This is a genomic window from Marinomonas sp. AWM4_232 (assembly GCF_056158325.1).
On sequence record NZ_JBSWTA010000001.1, the window covers coordinates 1352790 to 1374254 of the forward strand.

Annotated in this window: 19 protein-coding genes; 7 read left to right on the top strand and 12 right to left on the bottom strand. The window is 46.7% G+C overall.

Going from position 1 to position 21465, the window contains the following annotated elements; all coding sequences use genetic code 11:
- Positions 1-96 precede the first annotated feature (96 nt).
- The 5 genes from betC (at position 97) to ACXAC1_RS06515 (ending at position 7059) form a co-directional block, all read left to right on the top strand.
- On the top strand, positions 97-1623 hold the full coding sequence (gene betC / locus ACXAC1_RS06495) for a choline-sulfatase (protein WP_475060094.1): 1527 nt from the start codon (positions 97-99) through the stop codon (positions 1621-1623).
- A 109-nt stretch (positions 1624-1732) separates the two neighbouring features.
- On the top strand, positions 1733-2674 hold the full coding sequence (gene choX / locus ACXAC1_RS06500) for a choline ABC transporter substrate-binding protein (RefSeq protein ID WP_475060096.1): 942 nt from the start codon (positions 1733-1735) through the stop codon (positions 2672-2674).
- 177 nt (positions 2675-2851) lie between these two features.
- On the top strand, positions 2852-3499 hold the full coding sequence (locus ACXAC1_RS06505) for a pyridoxamine 5'-phosphate oxidase family protein (RefSeq protein WP_475060098.1): 648 nt from the start codon (positions 2852-2854) through the stop codon (positions 3497-3499).
- Between the two features lie 224 nt (positions 3500-3723).
- A complete protein-coding gene (locus ACXAC1_RS06510; RefSeq protein WP_475060100.1) occupies positions 3724-5463 on the top strand; it encodes a potassium/proton antiporter in 1740 nt (579 codons plus the stop codon).
- A 186-nt stretch (positions 5464-5649) separates the two neighbouring features.
- Positions 5650-7059, top strand: coding sequence for an alanine/glycine:cation symporter family protein (locus tag ACXAC1_RS06515; protein ID WP_475060103.1), 1410 nt, complete (start codon positions 5650-5652; stop codon positions 7057-7059).
- Positions 7060-7161: 102 nt separating this feature from the next.
- Here the strand turns inward: ACXAC1_RS06515 and ACXAC1_RS06520 are convergent, their stop codons facing one another.
- Together ACXAC1_RS06520 and ACXAC1_RS06525 are read right to left on the bottom strand one after the other, a co-directional pair.
- The gene (locus ACXAC1_RS06520) at positions 7162-7458 is read right to left on the bottom strand and encodes a HigA family addiction module antitoxin (RefSeq protein WP_273103622.1); all 297 of its coding nucleotides are present in this window, start codon (positions 7456-7458) and stop codon (positions 7162-7164) included.
- Positions 7458-7823, bottom strand: a complete 366-nt coding sequence (locus ACXAC1_RS06525) for a type II toxin-antitoxin system RelE/ParE family toxin (protein WP_475060105.1) — start codon at positions 7821-7823, stop codon at positions 7458-7460. Before ACXAC1_RS06525 ends, ACXAC1_RS06520 begins: the two co-directional genes overlap by 1 nt.
- Before the next feature lie 226 nt (positions 7824-8049).
- Here ACXAC1_RS06525 and srmL point away from each other — a divergent pair, with 226 nt between their 5' ends.
- Positions 8050-9207, top strand: a complete 1158-nt coding sequence (gene srmL / locus ACXAC1_RS06530) for a PheS-related mystery ligase SrmL (RefSeq protein ID WP_475060107.1) — start codon at positions 8050-8052, stop codon at positions 9205-9207.
- A 277-nt stretch (positions 9208-9484) separates the two neighbouring features.
- On the opposite strand, the gene ACXAC1_RS06535 is transcribed toward srmL, so the two are convergent.
- The 6 genes from ACXAC1_RS06535 to ACXAC1_RS06560 form a co-directional block, all read right to left on the bottom strand.
- Positions 9485-10006 (bottom strand): hypothetical protein, encoded by a 522-nt coding sequence (locus tag ACXAC1_RS06535; RefSeq protein WP_475060110.1) that lies wholly within the window; start codon positions 10004-10006, stop codon positions 9485-9487.
- A 9-nt stretch (positions 10007-10015) separates the two neighbouring features.
- Positions 10016-10747, bottom strand: coding sequence for a hypothetical protein (locus ACXAC1_RS06540; protein WP_475060112.1), 732 nt, complete (start codon positions 10745-10747; stop codon positions 10016-10018).
- 148 nt (positions 10748-10895) lie between these two features.
- Positions 10896-11792, bottom strand: coding sequence for a hypothetical protein (locus ACXAC1_RS06545; RefSeq protein WP_475060114.1), 897 nt, complete (start codon positions 11790-11792; stop codon positions 10896-10898).
- 78 nt (positions 11793-11870) lie between these two features.
- A complete protein-coding gene (locus tag ACXAC1_RS06550; protein WP_475060116.1) occupies positions 11871-12500 on the bottom strand; it encodes a hypothetical protein in 630 nt (209 codons plus the stop codon).
- A gap of 720 nt (positions 12501-13220) precedes the next feature.
- Positions 13221-14219: an AraC family transcriptional regulator gene (locus ACXAC1_RS06555; protein WP_475060118.1), complete on the bottom strand. Its 999-nt coding sequence runs from the start codon at positions 14217-14219 to the stop codon at positions 13221-13223.
- Positions 14219-15178, bottom strand: a complete 960-nt coding sequence (locus ACXAC1_RS06560) for a hypothetical protein (protein ID WP_475060120.1) — start codon at positions 15176-15178, stop codon at positions 14219-14221. The genes ACXAC1_RS06555 and ACXAC1_RS06560 overlap by 1 nt, the downstream gene beginning before the upstream one ends.
- Positions 15179-15483: 305 nt before the next feature.
- Between ACXAC1_RS06560 and ACXAC1_RS06565 the strand changes: the two genes are divergently transcribed.
- Positions 15484-17493 (top strand): phytase, encoded by a 2010-nt coding sequence (locus tag ACXAC1_RS06565; RefSeq protein ID WP_475060123.1) that lies wholly within the window; start codon positions 15484-15486, stop codon positions 17491-17493.
- Positions 17494-17628: 135 nt separating this feature from the next.
- Here ACXAC1_RS06565 and ACXAC1_RS06570 read toward each other — a convergent pair whose 3' ends face one another.
- The 4 genes from ACXAC1_RS06570 to modF form a co-directional block, all read right to left on the bottom strand.
- Positions 17629-18021, bottom strand: a complete 393-nt coding sequence (locus ACXAC1_RS06570) for a DUF2306 domain-containing protein (protein WP_475060125.1) — start codon at positions 18019-18021, stop codon at positions 17629-17631.
- Between the two features lie 127 nt (positions 18022-18148).
- Positions 18149-18745, bottom strand: a complete 597-nt coding sequence (locus ACXAC1_RS06575) for a class I SAM-dependent methyltransferase (protein ID WP_475060128.1) — start codon at positions 18743-18745, stop codon at positions 18149-18151.
- 98 nt (positions 18746-18843) lie between these two features.
- Entirely contained in the window at positions 18844-19290 is a 447-nt protein-coding gene (locus tag ACXAC1_RS06580; protein ID WP_475060130.1) for a GyrI-like domain-containing protein, read from the bottom strand.
- Between the two features lie 641 nt (positions 19291-19931).
- Positions 19932-21374: a molybdate ABC transporter ATP-binding protein ModF gene (modF, locus tag ACXAC1_RS06585; protein ID WP_475060132.1), complete on the bottom strand. Its 1443-nt coding sequence runs from the start codon at positions 21372-21374 to the stop codon at positions 19932-19934.
- Positions 21375-21465 lie beyond the last annotated feature (91 nt).

Genomic DNA, 21465 nt, shown 5'->3' on the forward strand with positions numbered 1-21465 from the left:
AAGCCTTTATATAAGGTTCAACCTAGTTATAACTGGTTTACACACTGTTCAATAACATTATTTCAACTTATTTTTTAAGCCAATCTGGAGTGTTGCATGACGACTCGCAAAACGCCTAATATTCTTTTTATCATGGCCGATCAAATGGCCGCTTCGGCGCTACCTTTCTATGGTGGTAAAACGGCTAAAGTACCGAATCTAGCATCACTAGCCGAACGTGGGGTTGTGTTTGATTCAGCGTATACGAACAGTCCTCTGTGCGCACCATCGCGCTATGTATTGATGACGGGGCAACTCCCAACACGTATTGGTGCATGGGACAACGCCGCCGATTTCCCAGCGGACATTCCAACTTTCCCTTACTACCTTCGCTTGAAAGGCTATAAAACAGCCTTATCTGGCAAAATGCATTTTTGTGGTCCTGACCAACTTCATGGCTTCGAAGAACGCCTGACAACAGATATCTACCCAGCTGATTATGGCTGGTTCCCAAATTGGGACGACCCATTCACACGCCCAACGTGGTATCACAACATGTCTTCTGTTTATCAGGCCGGCACGTGTGTGCGTAGTAATCAACTAGATTTCGACGATGAAGTGGTTTTCCATGCTGAGCGTTACCTGTACGACTACGCTCGCGGTAAGCAAGAGAAACCATTCTGCTTGACGGTATCCATGACACACCCTCATGATCCGTATGCGATTACTCAGGAATACTGGGATCGTTACGATCATGACGAAATCGACATGCCGCAAGTGCGCATTGATAAAGAAGATCAAGATCCTCATTCTCGTCGCTGCCAAGACGTATTTGCTTACTACGATCAAGAAATCACAGACGATCAGATCCGTAACGCTCGTCACGCATACTACGGTTCATGCAGCTACGTAGATGATCAAGTAGGCCGTCTACTAAAAGCATTGAAAGAGTCGAATCTAGACGAAGACACTATCATCGTTTTTTCTGGTGACCACGGCGATATGCTAGGTGAACGTAACCTATGGTATAAGATGTCGTACTTTGAAGGCTCTGCACGTGTGCCATTAATCGTTTGTGCGCCAAATCGTTTCCAGCCTAAGCGTGTGAAAGAGTCTGTCTCGACAATGGATCTATTGCCTACGTTCGTTGATTGGGCAACGGAAGGAGAAGGGACTGAATACGCCATGCCGATCGATGGCAGAACCTTAGCACCTCATATAGAAGGCAAAGAAGGCGGTCACGATGAAGTCATCGGTGAATATTGTGGCGAAGGCGCGATCTCACCATTGTTCATGATCCGCCGTGGTCAGTACAAATACGTTCACTGCGCTATCGACCCAGACCAGCTGTACGATCTAGAGAAGGACCCACTAGAGCTAACCAATTTGGCAAAAGACGAAGCTTACGCAGAGGTTGTTAAATCTTTCCGCGAAGAAGCGCTACAACGTTGGGATTCTGAAGCCATTTCAGAAGCCGTGAAAATCAGCCAACGCCGCCGTCGCTTAATTGTTAATGCCGTGAACGAAGGCGATACCCGCATTGCTTGGGATCATCAACCTCATTTCCCAGCAACGGAAATGTACATGCGCAATCATATTGATCTGGATGATCTGGAAGCCAAGTCGCGTTACCCAAAAGTGTAATGTTATGCTCTTGGGACGGTTTTTAGCTGTCCCAAGAGCAATATCCCTGATTTGTCTGAACCCACTCGTTTCACTCACTAATAACTCGCTATTACAAAGGAACCGATTCATGAAAAATCCGAGCTTACAGAAAACGTTTTTCACCGCTCTTGCCACCGCTGCCATTTCCAGCGGAGCGTTAGCTGCCGTTCCAGAGCAATGCCAAACGATCACTATGACCGACCCAGGTTGGACGGACATAGGGGCCACTAACGGTTTAGCTACCACGGTTCTAGAAGCGCTGGGCTATAAAACGGATATTAAATTGCTTGCGGTTCCGATTGGCTTTGAAAGCATCAAAAACGGTGAAATCGATGTATTTTTAGGCAACTGGATGCCTGCGCAAAAGACCTTTGTTGATAAGTATAAAAACGACCTAGATATAGTTCGTACCAATCTGACTGGCGTGAAATTCACCCTAGCGGTTCCGAAATATGTCGCCGACCAAGGTGTGAAAGACTTTGCCGACTTGGCAAAACACAGCAAAGAATTTGGCGAGCGTGTATATGGCATCGGTGCAGGCTCTCCGGCGAACCAAAACCTAATGGACATGATTGAAAAAGACGATTTTGGCTTAGGCGAATGGCGAGTGGTGGAGTCTGGTGAGCAAGCCATGCTGGCACAGGTCGCACGTGCGGTGAAGCGTGAAAAGTTCATCGTCTTCCTTGCGTGGGAGCCACACCCAATGAACGTCAACTTTGATCTGCAGTACCTATCCGGTGGCGACGACTACTTTGGCCCGAACTACGGCGGAGCCACGATCCATACCGTGACACGTAAAGGCTACAGCCAAGAATGCGGTAATGTCGGTAAGTTGCTGCAAAACATGGAATTTTCACTAGATATGGAAAACACCGTGATCTCTATGACCGATGAAGGCATGTCTGCTAACGAAGCCGCTAGCACCTGGCTGAAGAAAAACCCTGCCGTGCTGGATAAGTGGCTGGATGGTGTGACCACAACTTCAGGTCAATCGGGGTTAAGTGCCGTCAAAAGCTCCCTAGGTCTTTAAGTTTTAACGTTTCATAACTGTTCCTGTGGACGTCTGCTTGCACTTGTGTGAGTAGGCGTTTTTTTATCTTTTCACCTAATCTGGACTGCAATAAAAATACAAATCTGGTTATTTTTGACAACACCAAAAAAGCGTAATCTAAACTCATCCATGAGACAGTAGAAGTTAGGAAGCCAGATGTCAGACTCATTACAAACACCAACCAGTACCGTAAAGCGTGGGGCAGGCCGCGCCCAGTACGATCAAGCCACCGTTTATAAAATCATTGATGACACCTTAATGTGTCACATTGGTCAGCAAGCAAATGGCCAAGTCTTTGTCACACCCACATGTCACTGGCGTGAAGGGGAATACTTGTACTGGCACGCACACAGCAAAGCCCGTAATACCCACGGCGCAGTCAAAGAAGGGCAAAAGGTCTGTATCAATATCTGTGAACTAGACGGTCTGGTGTTAGCACGCTCGGCATTTCACCACTCGGTTAACTACCGTTCGGTAACCCTGTTCGGCGTACCGGAGCCGATTGAAGATTACGATGTCAAAATGCATCACTTTAAATTGTTTCTCGATAAAGTCTCGCCGGGACGTTGGGACAGTTTGCGCCCTGTAAAAGACATTGAAGTGAAAGCTACTGGCTTGGTTCGTATCAAGATCGAAGAAGCCAGTGTCAAAATGCGCGCAGAAGGTGCGATCGATGACGACGAAGATTTTGATTGGCCAGTTTGGGCCGGTGTACTGCCGCTAGAAAAGCAATGGCAAGCACCGCAGCAAAACGCCGACCAAAGCCAAGAATATCCATTGCCCACAGCACCAAACGCGAAATAACCTACTTGGATAGCACGCTCCTTTTAAAGTGATCTAATGAGATGATGTCCTCCCCGACAAGGGGAGCGTGCCCAACCATTCACTTCCCCCCTTCATACCGATCACCGACCTGCAATTGCGGAAATCCAGCAGAAGCCTAAACCTCGCTGTAGCTCGCTCTGATGGTATTTCATACACTGGAATATCGAAGCCCCTGACCAGCCACCTCTAATGTAGATCGCCTTATGACGATAGAAATCTCAAGCCAATATATTTTCCTAGCGGGATTACTCGCATTACTGAGTATCCTTGCCAGTGTTTTCTCTAGCCGCCTTGGCACCCCTTTGCTGTTGGTATTTCTATTAGTTGGGATGCTCGCCGGTGAAGACGGTATTGGCGGGATTCATTTTGATAACTCTGGACTGGCGTTTCTATTTGGTAACTTGGCTTTGGCGACCATATTGCTGGACGGTGGCTTGGGAACAAGAAAAGAGTCCTTTGCCATCAGTTTACGGCCAGCCTTTTTACTGGCCACATTAGGTGTGCTGGTGACCGCTGGGATCACTGCGGGCGCAGTGTATTGGTGGCTGGATTTATCGTGGCAGGATAGTCTGCTTTTAGGTGCCATCATTGGCTCAACGGATGCCGCGGCGGTCTTTGGTCTAATTCGTAATGCAGGACTGCGCATCAAAGAGCGAACCGGTGCCACGCTGGAAGTCGAATCCGGTGCCAACGACCCGATGGCGATTTTCTTAACCATCACCATGGTGCAACTGATCGGCCAACCGGAAGGGGGACTAGGCTGGTCTTTATTAACCGAATTGATCCAACAAATGGGTCTTGGACTAGCAATGGGCGTCGCGGGCGGCTACCTATTGAAGAAGCTGTTACCTAAACTACAACTTGCCAGCTCCTTGTACCCTCTTTTGGTCACCAGTGCTGGTTTGAGTATCTTCGGCATCACCAACGTCTGGGGCGGCAGTGGCTTCCTCGCCATCTACATCGTTGGCGTCACTTTGGGCAATGCCTACAATATGCCTTACAAGCGTGATATCCACCGCTTCCATGATGGTATGGCTTGGCTGAGCCAAATCGGCATGTTCTTAATGCTGGGCTTGTTGGTCACACCGAGCCAAATTTGGCCAGTTATCCTGCCAGCGCTGGCCATCGGCGCGGTGCTGATTTTCGTTGCCCGTCCGATTGCCGTGATCTTGTCGCTGTTGCCGTTCCACTTTCCTTGGCGTGAGCAAGCCTTTATCAGCTGGTGTGGTCTAAGGGGAGCGGTGCCGATTATCTTGGCCATGTACCCATCACTCTCCGGTGTGGAACAAGTACCGATTTACTTCAACCTTGTGTTTGTCGTGGTGATTATGTCCCTAGTACTACAAGGATGGAGTATTCCTGCTATGGCTCGTTGGCTCAAAGTGGAACTGCCCGATAAAGAAGCCACACCGAACGCCTTTAGCATTAACTTTGACGACTTTCACAACCGGCACATCCTGATTTATGAAGTGCCAGAGGACAGTCAGTTTATTGGTTGCTCCGCGGACTCTCTGCCTTCTACCACTTATTCACGACCAATGGGCGTGATGCGTGGTGGACAACTGCTAACAGACGTTGATGAATCCCTGCGTGCGACGGACAAAGCCGCCTTTTTCTCCCAACTAGAAAGCGACGCCGAGCTGAACAAATACTTCACATCAGGTCAACATCAGCAACACACGTCAATGTGTCAGTTTTATGGTGACTTTGTGGTCAATAGCGACGCCAAAATGCGTGATTTGGCTTACTTATATTTCTTCACCGTAGAAGACGCTTACCTAGATTGCAGTGCTCGCGATGTATTCATCGATAAATTTCATGGCCGAGTCGTGGTGGGGGACCGTTGCCGTTTCGGAGAAATAGAACTGACCGTGCGAGAAGTGAAGTCAGGTGAGATTACCCAGTTTGGTTTGAAAATACTCAGATCAAAAAACGCACCATAAAGTCACCTTTACTGTCATAATGCACCATTAATGCTCATTTTTTTCTTATTTACCCTTGCCAAATTTAACCAAACCGCTAGTCTTGCTCCCTTTTTAGAGGAGACGCATCAAAAATGCGCCTCTTCTGGGGGCTCTACCCGAGCCCTTACCCCCTCACAAATAATCACAACATAATGGGAGTGCCGTATGGCAACTTTAATTGATTCCCTCAATACGCTGTTTTGGGGCTATATTCTGATTTATGGTCTGTTGGCCGTTGGTGTGTATTTCACCCTACGTTTAGGATTTATCCAAATCCGCCACTTTCCTGAATTTGTCCGCACCGTATTCAAAGCCCCACAAAGCGACCGTGGCGGCATTTCCCCCTTCCAAGCTTTATGTACCAGCCTAGCGTCCCGCGTCGGCACCGGTAACATGGCAGGTGTGGCCGTTGCACTGGCATTAGGCGGCGCAGGTGCCATCTTCTGGATGTGGGTTGTCGCGTTGATCGGTATGGCAACCGCTTACGCAGAAAGCACCTTGGCACAGCTTTACAAAGTACGTGACCAACACGGCCAGCTACGCGGTGGCCCGGCGTTCTACATCAGCAAAGGTTTGAAAGCACCATGGGCGGGTGCCATCTTCTCCTTGGCGTTGATCCTTGCTTTCGGTCTAGTATTCAATGCGGTACAAGCCAACTCGATTGCCGGAGCAGTAGAAGGCGCATTTGGTGTACCTAAATTGACGACTGGTCTGGTGATTATGGTACTGGCCGCGATTGTTATCTTTGGCGGCATCAAGAAAATCGCACGCTTCGCTGAGATCGTCGTGCCTTTCATGGCGATTGCTTACTTAGCGTTGGCGCTGTACATCATTGCTATGAACATCGAGGAAGTACCCGCGATGTTTGCGCTGATCTTCAAGAGTGCCTTTGGTATTGAACAAGCCGCTGGCGGCATCGCCGGTGCATTGCTAAACGGTGTTAAACGAGGCCTATTCTCGAACGAAGCCGGTATGGGTTCTGCACCAAACATCGCCGCCGTCGCAACGCCTAACCCACACCACCCAGCTTCTCAGGGCATGGTGCAATCACTGGGTGTGTTCATCGATACATTGCTCATCTGTACCGCAACCGCTTTGATGATCCTGCTATCCGGTGTACTTGGCAACGGTGAGTCAGGCATTGTCTTGACGCAAACCGCGATGTCGCACCACGTCGGCAGCTTTGGCCATTACTTTGTTGCCATCGCGATCTTCTTCTTTGCCTTCACCTCGATCATCGGTAACTACAGCTACGCGGAAAACGCTCTGACGTACCTGAAATGGGCGAGCAAACCAGGTATCTTCATCTTGCGTGTCCTAGCGCTAGCGATGATCCCTTGGGGCGCGTACGAAAGCGTAGCCATGGTCTTCAACGCAGCCGATGCCGCGATGGGCCTTATGGCAACCATCAACTTGATCGCCATCGTATTGCTGTCTGGTTTGGTGGTGAAACTGACCAAAGACTACTTCGCTCAGAACAAGACTCGTACTCCTGTCTTCAACTCAGACGACTACCCTGAAGTTCAGAAAGACATCGACCTGAGTGTTTGGGACGAAAAGCCTAAACAAGATTGATCGTGTTTAAGATCTGTTGAGAATTGGATGTTGATAAAGCCTGCCTCGTGCAGGCTTTGTTTTTGGGGGCTTGTGAGTCTGCGACCGACCTAATGTCGTTTGTTATAGCGCAGCCAGATTGTAAGGCGAGACATGTAAAGAGCTTTGATATTGTCGTGTTTGCCATAAATCAAAAGCATTTTGTAATCGTAGCCAATGGGCAGCTGAAGGCTTACCAAAGACTAGTTCTAAACGAAGTGCCATCTCTGGCGTGATGGCTCCTTTACCATTAAGAACTTTTGACAATGTTTTACGGCTAACGTCTAAATGCTGAGCCGCATCAGTAATAGTGAGTTCTAGCGCATCAATAACAAGTTCTTTGAGTATCTCACCAGGGTGTGCTGGGTTATGCATATTCATTAGTGATAATCCTCGTAGTTAACGATTTCAACATCTCGTCCAACAAAGCGATATGTAACTCTCCAATTACCACTGACTCGGACAGACCAAATGTCATCTCTGTTACCTTTGAGTTTATGCATATAAAGGCCAGGCAAATCCATGTCATCAGGCATTTCGGCTTGATCGAGATTGGACAAAATCAGACGAAGCTTGTTTTCATGCTTCTTCTGAATTCCTGATGTGGTTCCTTTAGCGTAAAACTTCTGGAGGCCTTTATGTATAAAACTCTTAATCATACATTCATTGTAACCCCATAGGTTACGATTTACCAATGGAAGATAGCCTAGGATCTGATCCAAGTTATTCTCTGCACACCGAAGCATACCTTGACACAAAATAAGCAGTCCCTGTAATCTGCAAAGCTATGAACATCATCAACCCTCCATACGACAAGCTTTGGCTTGTTACATCACGATTTATCAGCCTCCGAGTCCCGTTTGCGGACCCGGCGGCTTAGCGTCATTTAAATAAAACGCAGCTCCGGGATCTACTGTAAGACTCGGAGGTTAAGCCCAATTTTTTCATTATCGGGTTTAAGGAGCGTTTACCATGTCCCAATTGCACTCTCAAACAAAGGCGATCACGCCAAGCTACATTTCACATACTCAGTTAACTAACGCGCTTAACTTGCGTGATCTATCAGATCAACAGCAAGGCGCGCACGCCATGCAACGACTCATCGAAGAAATCGAGCAGGTACTCATGGTGCTCATACCAACCTTGCTAATTCAGCGTTGTCAGCCAAAGCCTCTGGTTAGCATCTGTGATAACTACGATGCTTTAGGTTATCCCGCAGAAGGCGCCGCCCGTGAAGCTCGCTACAGCCGCTACCTAGACAACACACACATGCTGCGCACTCAAATGTCTTCCGCCATGCCAAGCTGGTTGCGTAGCTGGCGAACGAAGCCCACACAACCCATTGCCATTTTGCATCATGGCCTTGTCTATCGGCGCGATTGTATCGACCGCTGGCATTGTCCAGAACCACATCAACTCGATTTATGGTTGATCACACCAAAGCAACAAGACAACGTATCGAGTGAAGAACTATGGTTGCGTATCAGTCATGCGGTATTGGGCCGAACCTTGCCAAAATACAGCGTTGAGCGTACCGCCACACAACACCCTTACACGGAAAATGGTCAACAACTGGATATCAAAATCGGCCATCGTGAGTATTTAGAAATAGGCGAAGGAGGGTTAATCAGCGCTAAGCTACTCGCTCAGCATGGCTGGGATCCAGAGCAATACCACGGCATTGCCTTAGGACTAGGGTTAGACCGACTACTGATGTTACGCAAAGGCATTCCAGACATTCGTTTATTACGCGACCCCGAGCCAAGAGTGCAACAACAAATGCAAGATTTAGCGCTTTGGAAAGCGGTTTCCAGACAGCCCAAAACAGAACGTGATTTATCTCTAGTGGTCGATAATACGCTGGATATGGATTTACTTGGCGAGACAGTGCGGGAAACATTGGGCGAGCAAAGCCAGTGGATTGAAGAGCTCAAACTGCTATCGACAACACCCTATGAGCAACTGCCTCCTGCGGCTCGGCAACGCTTAGGAATGCAGCCTCATCACGTTAATCAGCTATTGCGCATCGTCTTGCGTCATCCTACCAAGAGCGTCCCAACACAACTGGCGAATGAGATACGCAACCGCGTTTATCTCGCTCTGAACCAAGGAATACATCATTTGGCTTAGCGGAATGAACGAAAAGCCTAAACAGGATTGATAGTGTTTAAGGTCTGTTGAGAGTTGTATCTGTTGATAAAGCCTGCATCGTGCAGGCTTTTGGGAGCAGATGAAAATTGAGTTAATGTTCATCTGCTCCCGATTACTTATAGAGATGACTATCAAGGCTTCTTTCAGGACCTGAATCTTGCATTGCCATAGCTCTCCGGTTCTTTCTGTTCTAACGCCGGCGTCACAGGTGGAGGCGCGGAAGCGCCGGAATCCTGTGCACGCCCTTGTTATACGTTCATCTTAGTAGAGACTTAAGATGACTTAGGCCGTCTTGACTAACTCTCATAAATCGAATTTTTGGGCCCTCTTTACGCGTCTGAAATAAGTATTTTTTAGTCTCCAGTTTCTTTAATGACTGGGATGGGTTAGAAAGCTTAATTCCGTGATCTCTAAGAGACTTATTAACCTCTAATGTTTTAAAGTCGTTTTTATCAGACTGGTTTTGAACATAATATGCTGTGAGTAAAGCCTTTTCTAGGTCATTGATACTATCTTTAAACTTATGCATCCATTCACCGAATGAATCTGGAACCTGAAGATTACTTTGGGAAGGCTCCCCATTTTCAGGTTCTTTTACTGGTTCAACAGATGCATCACCTTCACCCTCCATTATCGCGGCTTCAGACTCGGGAATACCTGACTCTATAAGGTCTAAAATAACATCTAAGTTGTCCATCTGAGATTGGACGAAACTTTCGCTACCTTCGAACTCAATCTCACCACTTTTTAAGTTTATTTTTACTCGTGTATTTTCCATTACAATTCCTTAGGTCTTAATGCCAGATTTATACAACAACTCTTCAACTGATGCTCGGAACTCTTTTTGTGCAGCGTCGATATCCTTTCTCTTGGCATTGTAAAATATCTTATGTGCCGAAAAGTTTCCAAGCGTTCGGTAAGTCTCCATTGACTCTTTCGTGTTTCTAGAAAGCGCCAAAACACTATTACCTTTTGCATTGGCAACAATGTGATTCAGCATCTTATAATTGCCATCACCATCTTTTATTTCTGCATCAATCCCATGTTGTTCATAGGAATGAATCAATAGTATTTCAATTAGCCTGCGCATCAGTACAGCACAACCATCAAATATATTATTCTCATAGGATGCATTAATTTGTTTAGATAACGATTCTATATAGCCCCGAGTCCCAGTAAATAAAGACTCAGGCAAAAGTGCATCATCAGAAACAACATCTTCGGACTTGCTCTTTAATTCAGGGATATCCTTGTCTAAAGATGAAATCGATTTCGAGTGTAGTTTAAATCTATTCGGCCCACTTCCAGCTATGAATAATTTGGACTTTTTCAGATTACCTTTAAGTCTTGATACATTTGGCTTGGAAAAATGCAATTCATCAAAAGCCTGGATAAGATCATCAATAGAGAACTCGACCTGCTCCTTTTTTACGATAAAGTAGTAGGCCAGATAGAGGCACTTATCTAGTTCTTTCTTTTCTTCTATCGCATGCTTATCTGAATATGTAGCTAGATTCATTTACTTCTCTATGCTTATCTTTCGTATAACACCGCGCTCAGGGGCAAAACGTAGTGGAGCTAATTTGTGGTAATGTGAGTGCAGCGAACCACAAATTAGTGTGGCGTAGTTTTGTCCCTTGCAGCGTTTTGTTATGCGCGCAGCTAACTTATAGGTCAGGAACAAGTATACCATTGGAGTATTTAAAACCTTTTACCTCCAGACCAACACCTTCGTATATGATTGAATCAGGTTGTGCACGCCCTTCGTACCACATTTTTATATAGCTGTAGTAATCATCTACATTTCTTTGATCTTCTCCAAGCATTTCTGGGCTTTTGATAGAATCTTCGAGTCGATCCTTTTCGCTTAGGTCAATTTCATGATTCTTATACATTTGTCGAATGATGTTGTAGCACACCTCTACACTATGAATTCCAGTGTCATGTCTTAAGAAGCTAACTACATGGCTATATTTACCTGAAATCAACGGCTCAATAATCTCAGCTTTTTCATTACCAGTTATCGCCTTTATTTGAACCCCTGCATCTCTAGTGGTACCCAAGACAGTTGCCGATTCATAAACGCCATCCTTTGGGTTCTGCCGGATAAATTGAATATCAAATCTATGCTGAAAGCTATACAAAGAGGGATAAGATTGACGCGTGGATACAAAGCCCGTTCCAATTGCCTTAAATTGCTCTAAATAATCGTTTTTAGTTCGTTCTCGTTTTGTACACCATTCAAATGCGCGTCTACCAATTGTACGCCAACTATCATTAAATATTCGAACAGCTAAAGCTTCAAAAATAAATCCTGAAAAAGAATGATAAGGAAGATTTGTTCTGAAATTCACAGAACCGTCTTCGTTCATCGTGAAATTTCCCGTCTCCAAACCATCCTGTATAAGTTGATCATGGTATCTGTTACGTAGAATTTGCTTTCTAACTTCGATTGAAATATTAGGATGATTTGGATCTAAAAAACCTATCGGAACCTGAAATAACAGCTCAGATTCGGAATCACTTTGTTTTTCTAGTTCCGACAAAATTATTAAATTGCCCATCGTACCACCAAACAGCCCCTGTAGACTTCAAAAAGCGCATAACGCCGCAATCACGCGCTTGTCGTGTGCATTGCTTTGTTAAGCTACTTTTTCCTTTCCTTTCGTATTATTGTTCTGGGTTTGCAGGTACTCTACAAACTCTTCGATTGCAGGGAAATGTCTTGCTCCTCCGGCAGCCTCTCTAAATTCTTTCATAATGAAATGCCCTTCCTGTGGCGAAACTAGGAAGTGATACTGTTCCTCTATCATTTCACGATCGGCAACATTATGGCGCCAAGCAGAAAGCACCGACTCCAAATTATTTAAATAGGAAACTACCTGCCACCGAATATCAGCTGATTCTTTTTCGGTAAGAGTTAACTTTTCATTTTTTATTCTCTCATTTCCAAAATCCGCTTCACTTTGCCCTGAGAGGCAGCCGAGAATAAGATCTTTATATTTAGCATCAACAGAAAATGACTCCTGATTGAGCAGTGACTTAGCCTGATCAAAACTCAATCTTTCAACGAACTTTCTGGCAGTGGCCCCTTGCCTTCTCCTGCTTATATCCATATGCATCATTAATTCTATGGCTTTTTCCCTACGAGATCTTTCATGGTCAGCCAAGAACTGTTTAGCAGCCAATCTTACCTGCCAATATATAAGCCCGATACCCAAAGCTGAAATCGCACTCGCGGCAGCGACTACATGGTTAGTTGTAATATCCAACCCCCCTCCTTATCTAAGATCAAGCATTGCTTAACATTTTAATAGTGCGCATGCGCGTTTATCCAATAAACCGTGCGTGCGCATTATTCTGTACTTGGTTATCAATCAAAAATCTAAGCTATTGATTAAATTAGATTTATCATGCTGAGCAAGTATTTTAAGCATGTGAAAATACGCATGCTTGTTTTGATAGATAACCGCGTCTGTCAGAAGAAGAAAGAAAGGTGTGCTCTCGTCATCCGTGACAGTGTTGATTAGAGGTTAAGCTATTTCTCATGCTGTTGCCAATGTTCTGAGATCAAAGTCTTAGCCATTTTAATCTAGGCTGCGAGCCAGCTCCCCGATACAATCGGGTCGTACAAAGGCCAATCGAACAATACTTCATAGAGATTCCATGCGTTTGATTCACGTGCTTTTTAAATATTTGAATTGCATGGATGCTCGAACCCGAAGCAATCAGGCGAAGCGCATTGCTGCGGAGGATGCAAGGTTGTTCCCGCGCGCAGCGCGGTCCTACAAAAGCCTTTATCCCCGATAGAATCGGGTCGTACAAGGGCCAATAGAACAATGCTTCACAGAGATTTCACACGTTTGATTCGCGTGCTTTTTAAATATTTGAATTGCATGGAAGCTCCAACCCGTAGCATTCAGGCGAAGCGCATTGCAGCAGAGGGTGCGAGGTTGTTCCTGCGCGGTCCTACAAGAGCTGAAGCCTAGGGTTTAGGAAGCTAAGATCCAGCGTTTCATGGCGCGGCGAAAGTTGCTGGTGTCGTAGAAGTTGAGCGATTCGGCGACTCTTTCGGAGCTGTAGCCGAGTTTGTGGCTGTAGTGGTAGCTCATTAAACTGCGCGCTTGGTCCATTTGCTTTTGATAGCTGGTGCCGTGGGCTTTGAGTTTACGTTTGAGGGTCGCGGGGCTGATGGCCATTTCTTCTGCCAAGGTTTCTAACGATGGCATCTCGCGTATCTCTTGCAGCAAACGTTGCTGTATAAAGCCTAAAAAGCTAAGCGGGAGCTGGGCGACTTGCTGTTCACTGACGTGAAAGAGGCTGCTTGATGCTTGTTTCAGCGGTTCGTGCAGCAATGTGTTAGGTAAGGTCAGTACAAAGCGCTCACAGTTTGTCTTTATAGGGCTGGCGGCCCATCGGCTTTGGCATTCAGAGAGGGTATTGGTAGGTAGGCTTTTCAGTTCAAATGTCCACTCAGCTGCATGCAGATCAACGCCTAACCAGAGCAATATAGAGCGCAGGGCTTCCATGTCCATCAGTACCGCTAAGGTGAATTCCTCTGGGTCAAGATGAGCACCCGCATCGCTCCAATACAAGGATAAATGGCCTTCGTGTTTGAGTGCAGTCACATGCAGTAGAGGCGACCAAAGGCTTTGAGCCTTTAGCAAATAATCCAATGCCTGCGTTACGTTTGCAGCATGCATCACCCCTAAACCAAAGTGTTGCAGGCTGATGGGCAACAACTGCTGGCCGATGACCAAGGGTAAATCTGGGCGAGATAATAGAAAGCTGGCGTTACGAAACAACTGCGCCAGCTGTTTCGCTGATAATAGCGTACTCGGATTTTGTAGATCCGTGGCGAACAGTTTGGTTTTATTCAGCAACACGTCCATCGGTATTGCGCGCTGAAGCGCCACATCGCCCATTTGCAAGACACCTGCTTGCAGAACAACAGTCGCCTCATGGGATTCACACCAAGATTTGGTCATCATTACACCACATGAACATTGGCAATCGACTGGCTATTCTGAATGCCATCGCATGTCATGGCGAGGTCGGTTTGTACCTCTTGTACTTTGCTGCGTAGCTCTGAATCGGACAAGGCATTTTCAAATATCAAAGTACGCGATTTCACCTCTAACAATGTTGCCTGTTTGTGGCCTTTGCCACGAAAACGCATGGAACGCAGCAGTAACACCACATCATTGATCTGTTCTTGAGAAACCGGGGACGCCGATAACAGGGCGTAACCTTCCCCCGTCAGTTGAAAAACTTGGCTGGCATCAGGGCTGTTCCAAAGTAGCATTTCAGCGATTAAAAAGCGCAATTTGCTTTGATCTTGCAGCGATAATGGCAGTTGGCTGCGTACTTCGGGGGCAACACGCAGCACAACTAGGGTAGGCTGATGCGCAGGAGCGTCTTGCACTGCTTTGGCTAACGCTGACCATTGTGGCAACAGGCTATCTTCGTGTAGCGCCAAGTCGTTTTGCAGCACGCCCGAGCGTTTATTTAAGTATTTCTTTAACTGGCGCTGTTCGCGATACCAAAGGATCAATCCGATTACTAACGACACTAAGCCCACGGGAGCCGACTCGATCCATTTGTCCCATGAGACAGCATCTGGCAGTACATAGATTTCATCCAGCATGTCTTGAAAGCTGGAAGCACACAGGCATAGGAAGCCAAATGCCATCCAATTGGTGATAAATCCCGGCTCACGGGTCGCCAGTACAATCAGCATCCACATCACCATAAACAGCGCTAAGCCGCCTTCGCCAACAATATCCATCCATACCCAATCAACGGTAGGGATCGCGGCACCTGCGGTTTTATTCAAAAGGACGATAACCGCCATGCTCAATGGCAGACCGATCAACCACGGCCAGTGTGGCATCAGCATTTTGGCAAAAACATAAGTGTGTAGCAGTGTGTAGCGAACGCGACGAATCATTTAGCTCTCCTCAAGACAGCAATGTTTGTACGCGCATCATGTGACACTTATATGACAGGCAAAGTCCGATCAGCTCACATAAGAGCTGATTTTTCTTCAAAAAGAACTGAACGGAAGATAAATGTGACGATAAAAACTAATTAAAAGTGGATAAATGGCCGCTAAAAAGCTCAAAAGTCTACCAAACTACACGAATCGACTTTATTTCAAGAGTCTCAAAAAAATCTGTCACAAATCTGCCACAAAACCTTTTTACAGTGACCCTAATTCTTATGACCAACCCTTATTTCATGATAGGAGCCTTTATGCCTCGTTTCCAACACACTCTGATTGCCACCGCTTTATTGGCAGCCAGCAGCACTTACGCAGCGACCACATCCACTAGCTATGAAGACATTGCCGACAGCGCGGTATGGCAAGCCGCAGACGGTCAGCAGTCTTTATTGATCAGCTCTTTAGAAGGCGACGGCATCGCGGTGTACGACGCATCAGGCAAAGAGCTTCAGCATATTGAAGATATTGAAGCACTGGGCGCAGACGTGCGTTATGGCTTGCGCTCAAAAGATGGTAAGAAAGCCGACATCGTAGCCGTTGGCCTGCCCGATGAAGACGCCATCGCGTTCTACCAGATCAACGGTAAAGCCAAAGCACCGCTAACGGAAGTAGGGCGCTTGCCACTGGAGATCACCCCTGAAGGCGTCTGTTTGGGCAAAAATGCTACCTCGGGCGATATGTTTGTCGCCAGTTACGACGAAGCAGGCAACCTCGTGCAATACAAACTGGCGTTTGATGGCAAACAGGTCATCAGTGCCATTCAACATAACGGCAAACCAACGTTTGTTCGCTCTATGAATGTAGGCGGTGAACTCAGTGGTTGTGCTATGGATGATGAAACCAACACCTTGTACGTGGCAGAGCAAAACGTCGGTGTCTGGGTATACGGTGCCGACCCTGAGAACGTCAAAGACCGCGCGTTGCTGGATGTGGTTGAGCCGCTTGGCCATTTAGAAGAAATTGAAAACCTAGACATCGTTTATCAAGCGCATGGCAAAGGCGCTATTGTCATCGCTGATGAAGGCCAAGGCTTTGTGCTGTACGACCGTGTTAGCCATAAATTCCTTGGTAAGTTTGATGTCGCAGGCGTTGAAGAAGCCAAGCTGGTCAGCGCGTCCACTCAGCAGCTTTGGATCGGTAACACCGAACTAGACGAGCCGATTTACCAAACGCTTTCTTGGAACGAGCTTGAAAAGCTTTCGGGCTACAAAGCAGAAAACACCTTGTCACCACGTGAGCTTGAAATCAAAGGCGTGGAACTGGTGCGTGCTCACGGTGAAACCAAAGCCGTAGATAACCATGGCGACGCAGCAGACGATCCGGCTCTTTGGTACAACACAAAATCCCCCAAAGACAGCCTGATCATCGCCACCAATAAAAAGGGCGGCTTGATGGCTTATGACCTGCAAGGTAACGAGATCCAATACCTAGAGGGCGGCAAGCCCAACAACGTCGATATTCGCCAAGATGTGGTCGATGCTGATGGCAACCCAATCGCGCTAGCAGCGGCTTCAAACCGTAAGAAAAATACCGTGACGCTGTACACCATCGATGGCTCTAGCACACCGATCAAAGCACTGCCTGCCACACAAGGCACAGTACATCCAAAAGCCCCTGAGCTACTTTCCAGCGTCGATGAAGTCTACGGTCTGTGTATGTCTCGTGGCGAAGACGGCAAGCCCTATGTGTTCGTGAACGGCAAAGATGGCCAAATCGAGCAATGGCGCATCAGTGTGAAGAATGGCGAGGCTAAAGGCACCGTTGTACGTACACTGAATGTACCATCACAGCCAGAGGGTTGTGTGGTAGATGACCGTACACAGACTTTGTATGTGGGTGAAGAAGACCACGCGATCTGGACGTTCGATGCTCGAGAAAACGGTAGTACCGAAGGTAAGATCTTTGCCAAAGTCGATGGTAAACACCTAATCGACGATATCGAAGGTCTAACCCTTTACCAAACCAAAGAGCAAAATCTGCTGATCGCTTCAAGCCAGGGCAACAACACCTACGCGGCGTTTGATCTAAATGACCAAGGCAAATTCGTGAAAAGCTTCGCCATCATCGGTGATGACGAACGCGGCACGGACGGCGCTACCGACACTGACGGGATTCATGCGGTATCGACAAACCTAGGAGAAGAATTCCCGAACGGCCTGTTCTTAGCACAGGATTGGTACAACATTGATAGCCAATACAAAACCGAAAACCAGAACTTCAAAATCGTCGACTGGCGCGATATTGCAAAGGTTTTAAAATAAGCCTGATTTAGATAATAAAAAGCCGCTAATTCGATGGAATTAGCGGCTTTTTTATTCCCGCGCGCAGCGCAGTCCTACAAAACGACTTTATCTCCGATAGAATCGGGTCGTACAAGTAGCTCTATTCGCATCGGCTTACTCGAGTGCTATTAACCACGTATGTAGAAGCCTTCCTGGACTAAAGGCAAATGCTCCAGCGATTAATATTCCACCAACATACACGCCTATCATATAGCCTCTGTGCAGTTTCATGTTTTTGTTTTTTGCTGCCAGATAGGCAGCAGGAACAGCGCATAAAACCAGAACACTAAACAAATGAATAAATCCAAAATGCCCTAGCAAGGCTGGTCCAACTTCTGCTGACATGAAAAGAGTAATAAAAGCGGTCAGCAACATTAGAACCATATACATTTTTCCAAGAAGCTTATGATTCAAAGTACCCTTTCGATTGACCAATAGAACAGCACCAATAAAGAAAGCGGGCACAACAGTTATCAGGTGCAAATAAGACAGTTGAATGTATGTCATGTCTTGTCTCCTAACGCCCCATTAAATAATGAGCAACGCTATTGCCAATCTAAGTCGTTGTACCAAAACCACTGAATATGATTCAAGCCCAGAATATCGAACGCTGTGAACCTGTTTGAATCGTTTGTTATGTACGCTTTACCGCAATCACGGAATATGTATGCCAGTGCTTCATTCTACCCAACGAGGTTTTTGCAGCTTCATCGCGTTCAAAGAACCTGATTATTTCAAACCCCGAGAACAAAGCCTTTACTTCTGATTCTGATAAGGGTGCTGTTGGGCTGCGATAGCTATGAGCCCAACTGTCTTCGCAGCCCATGAAGTCACCTGCAAACACCCCACCGATTTCAATGGAAGATTTAATGTTGTGCCAAGTCGATTCAAATTGGTTTGGGTCAGCGAAGAACAAACTAGAATTTGCGATAACAACACCAGATTTTGGATAGTCGAACGACTCAAACGAAGATTCAGTAACATTCACCAATGACTTTGCCCTGAATCTGTCTCGACAAATAGCGACCGCGTCAGGGTTGATGTCAAAGCCATGAACTTGAAAGCTCTGTTGCGCTAGGTATTCGATATCACTACCTGTTCCACAACCACAGTCGGTGGCTATTTTGAGATTTGATTCATTGAGCTGGACTGCAAACTCAGTACGTTCTGAATGGGGGCGAGACAGTGCCTTTTCGTAGTACTGACGCCAAATTTCAGTGTTCTCATCCATAAATCTCTAATTTCCCGTCAAAGTACACAGTGCCCGCAAAAGTTGAGCAACAAAGCTTGGCTGTAAGTCCGCTCCGCTGTTAATACGTTTTTATAGAACTATTGCACCGCAATATGGACTTCGATTTCATTACCATTTGGATAATATTCAAAGTCTGTTGTAAATAGCCTTTGATGCTCACAGTGTTCATTAGAGAAGTATTCCCAAACCTCTGTCCACGCATCGATAGCGATTTGAGGCATTTCCCCTTTATGGGTGAACACTAGGTACTTACCTTGAGGGATAGTTAATTGTTCAATATCTACATTTGCAGGGTATGACTGGCCATCAAAACCAGCGAGAACCGTGAACATACCGTTCTGATCTGACTCGTAGTTATAGTAAGCGCCGTAAACACGCTCACCATTTTTATAGTCAACAGGGATACTTTCATCGAAAGATTGCCATAATGTGGGTATTTTTCCATTGGGACTCATTTCTGCCGCATTATTTGTTCTGATCGATATGCCGTTAATGGTTTTTTCTGAAACGAACCTTACTTCCATCACAATATTCCTTTAGGTACATAAATTTATTAATACGCATGCGCGCCTGTCAGGAGGGAAGAAAGAAAAGGGTATTCTAGTCATCCATGACAGTGTTGGTTAGAGGTTAAGCTATTTCTCTTACTCTTGCCAATGTTCTGAAATTAAAGTCTTCGTATACTTTCTCCCCGATACAATCGGGTCGTACAAAGGCAAACCCTACAATACTTTCTCAGAGATTCCATGCGTTTGATTCGCGCTGACGTTTCGAGCTGAGGAACGAAGCGAAGAAGTTGCGCAAGCGAATTGAATTGCATGGAAGCTCCAGCCAGCAGCAATCAGGCGGAGCTCATTGCTGCTGAGGATGCTAGGTTGTTCCCGCGCGCAGCGCGGTCCTACAAGTCGGATTTATCCCCGATAGAATCGGGTCGTACAAAGACTAATATTACGGCCTTCATTAGAGGTTTCATGCTTTTGATTCACGCTGACGGTCGAGGGGAGGGGCGACCCGAGAGATACGCAAGCGAATTGAATGCTTGGAAGCTCCAGCCAGCAGCAATCAGGCGGAGCTCATTGCTGCTGAGGAAGCTAGGTTGTTCCCGCGCGCAGCGCGGTCCTACAAGGCGGATTTACCCCCGATAGAATCGGGGCGTACAGGTGTATTAAGCGTTTTTCTTGAGTGCTAGGTAGTGTTCGATGCCTGCGATTTGGTCTTCGGCATGGTGGTTTACGTACAGCACGGTGGTTTCTTTCCCGGCACAGATCTTTTCAATCAGCGCCAAGACTAGCTGGCGGTTCATGTCGTCCAAACCTAAGCACGGCTCATCTAGGATCAATAGCGGAGGGTGTTTGACCATGGCACGGGCAATCAATAACAAACGCTGGTCACCGTAGGACAGCTTGTTAAACGGTTGATCGGCACGGTCGCTCATGCCCAATAACGCCAACCATTCATCAGCGATCTTTTTCTGATTGTCAGTCGATTTGGTGTACATGCCAATGCTGTCGTAGAAGCCGGAAATGATGACGTTTTTACAGCTCACGCTAACGCGGTATTCCCACTGCAACGCGGTGGAGACATAGCCGATAAACTGTTTAATCTGCCAGATGCTTTCGCCGTTACCACGTTGGAAGCCAAACACGAAAATATCGTTCACATAACACTGTGGGTGATCGCCGGTAATAAACGACAATACACCGGTTTTGCCACTGCCATTAGGACCGCTGAGCTGCCAGTGTTTACCTGGTTCAATGGTCCAGTTGAGTTTATCCACAATCACCGTATCGCCGTACTTGATGGTTGCATCGGTGAGTTTGACCAAGGGCTGCTGGGGGTCTAACGCTGGCAGTTTGCTGGCAGGATCGGTTTCAGGGACTTGCAGATCCGAGGTTTTCAGGTGCAGTAACTGGTACAACTCGGCAAACGCTGATTCGTCGTTGCGGTCCACTTTAAACGCCAACTTACCGCCATCGTGACCGTCTTTTTCCAAGTAGGCCACATGGGTAATAAAGCTTGGCATTTCATCAAAGCGGTTCAACACCATCACCATGGGCGTGGTATCGATGATCGATGCTAGGTGCTGTTGCAGCATTGCCAAGGTGTCCGCGTCTAAGCCATCAAATGGCTCGTCTAAGATCAATAAATCCGGCTTGCTTGATAGCGCACGGATCAGCATGACTTTACGGGTTTCGCCCGTCGATAGCTTACGAAATGCTCGGTCTAGCAAGTGGCTTAGGCCAAACTTTTCCACCAACTCTGCGGCCAATTCAGGGTCCGCACAGTTTTCAAAAATCATTTCTTGCACCGGTGTACCGATGGCAATGACATCCATGATGTCGGCGTCATCTTTCTTTAACTCTTTGGCAATTAGTTCCGCTTGCGCTTCAAAAGACACCAAACCGACACGGCTTGGTAGGCCCGATAACTGACCTGACTCGATCTCACCCACACCCGCAAGCACCGCTGCGAGGGCTGACTTACCTGACCCATTCGTACCTGTAATCACCCAATGCTGGCTTGGCTCAATCGTCCAATCAATGTTGTTCAGATGAAAGCGTTCATCAAAGTTCACGCTGAGGTTTTCTAGGCAAATACGAGAGTCCATGTGTGATTCCTTACCGATGTCGAACTAATTGCAAAAAAGAAAGCGACAAAAAAGCCGAGCGCTCTTTCGAACTACTCGGCTTTTTAAGTGT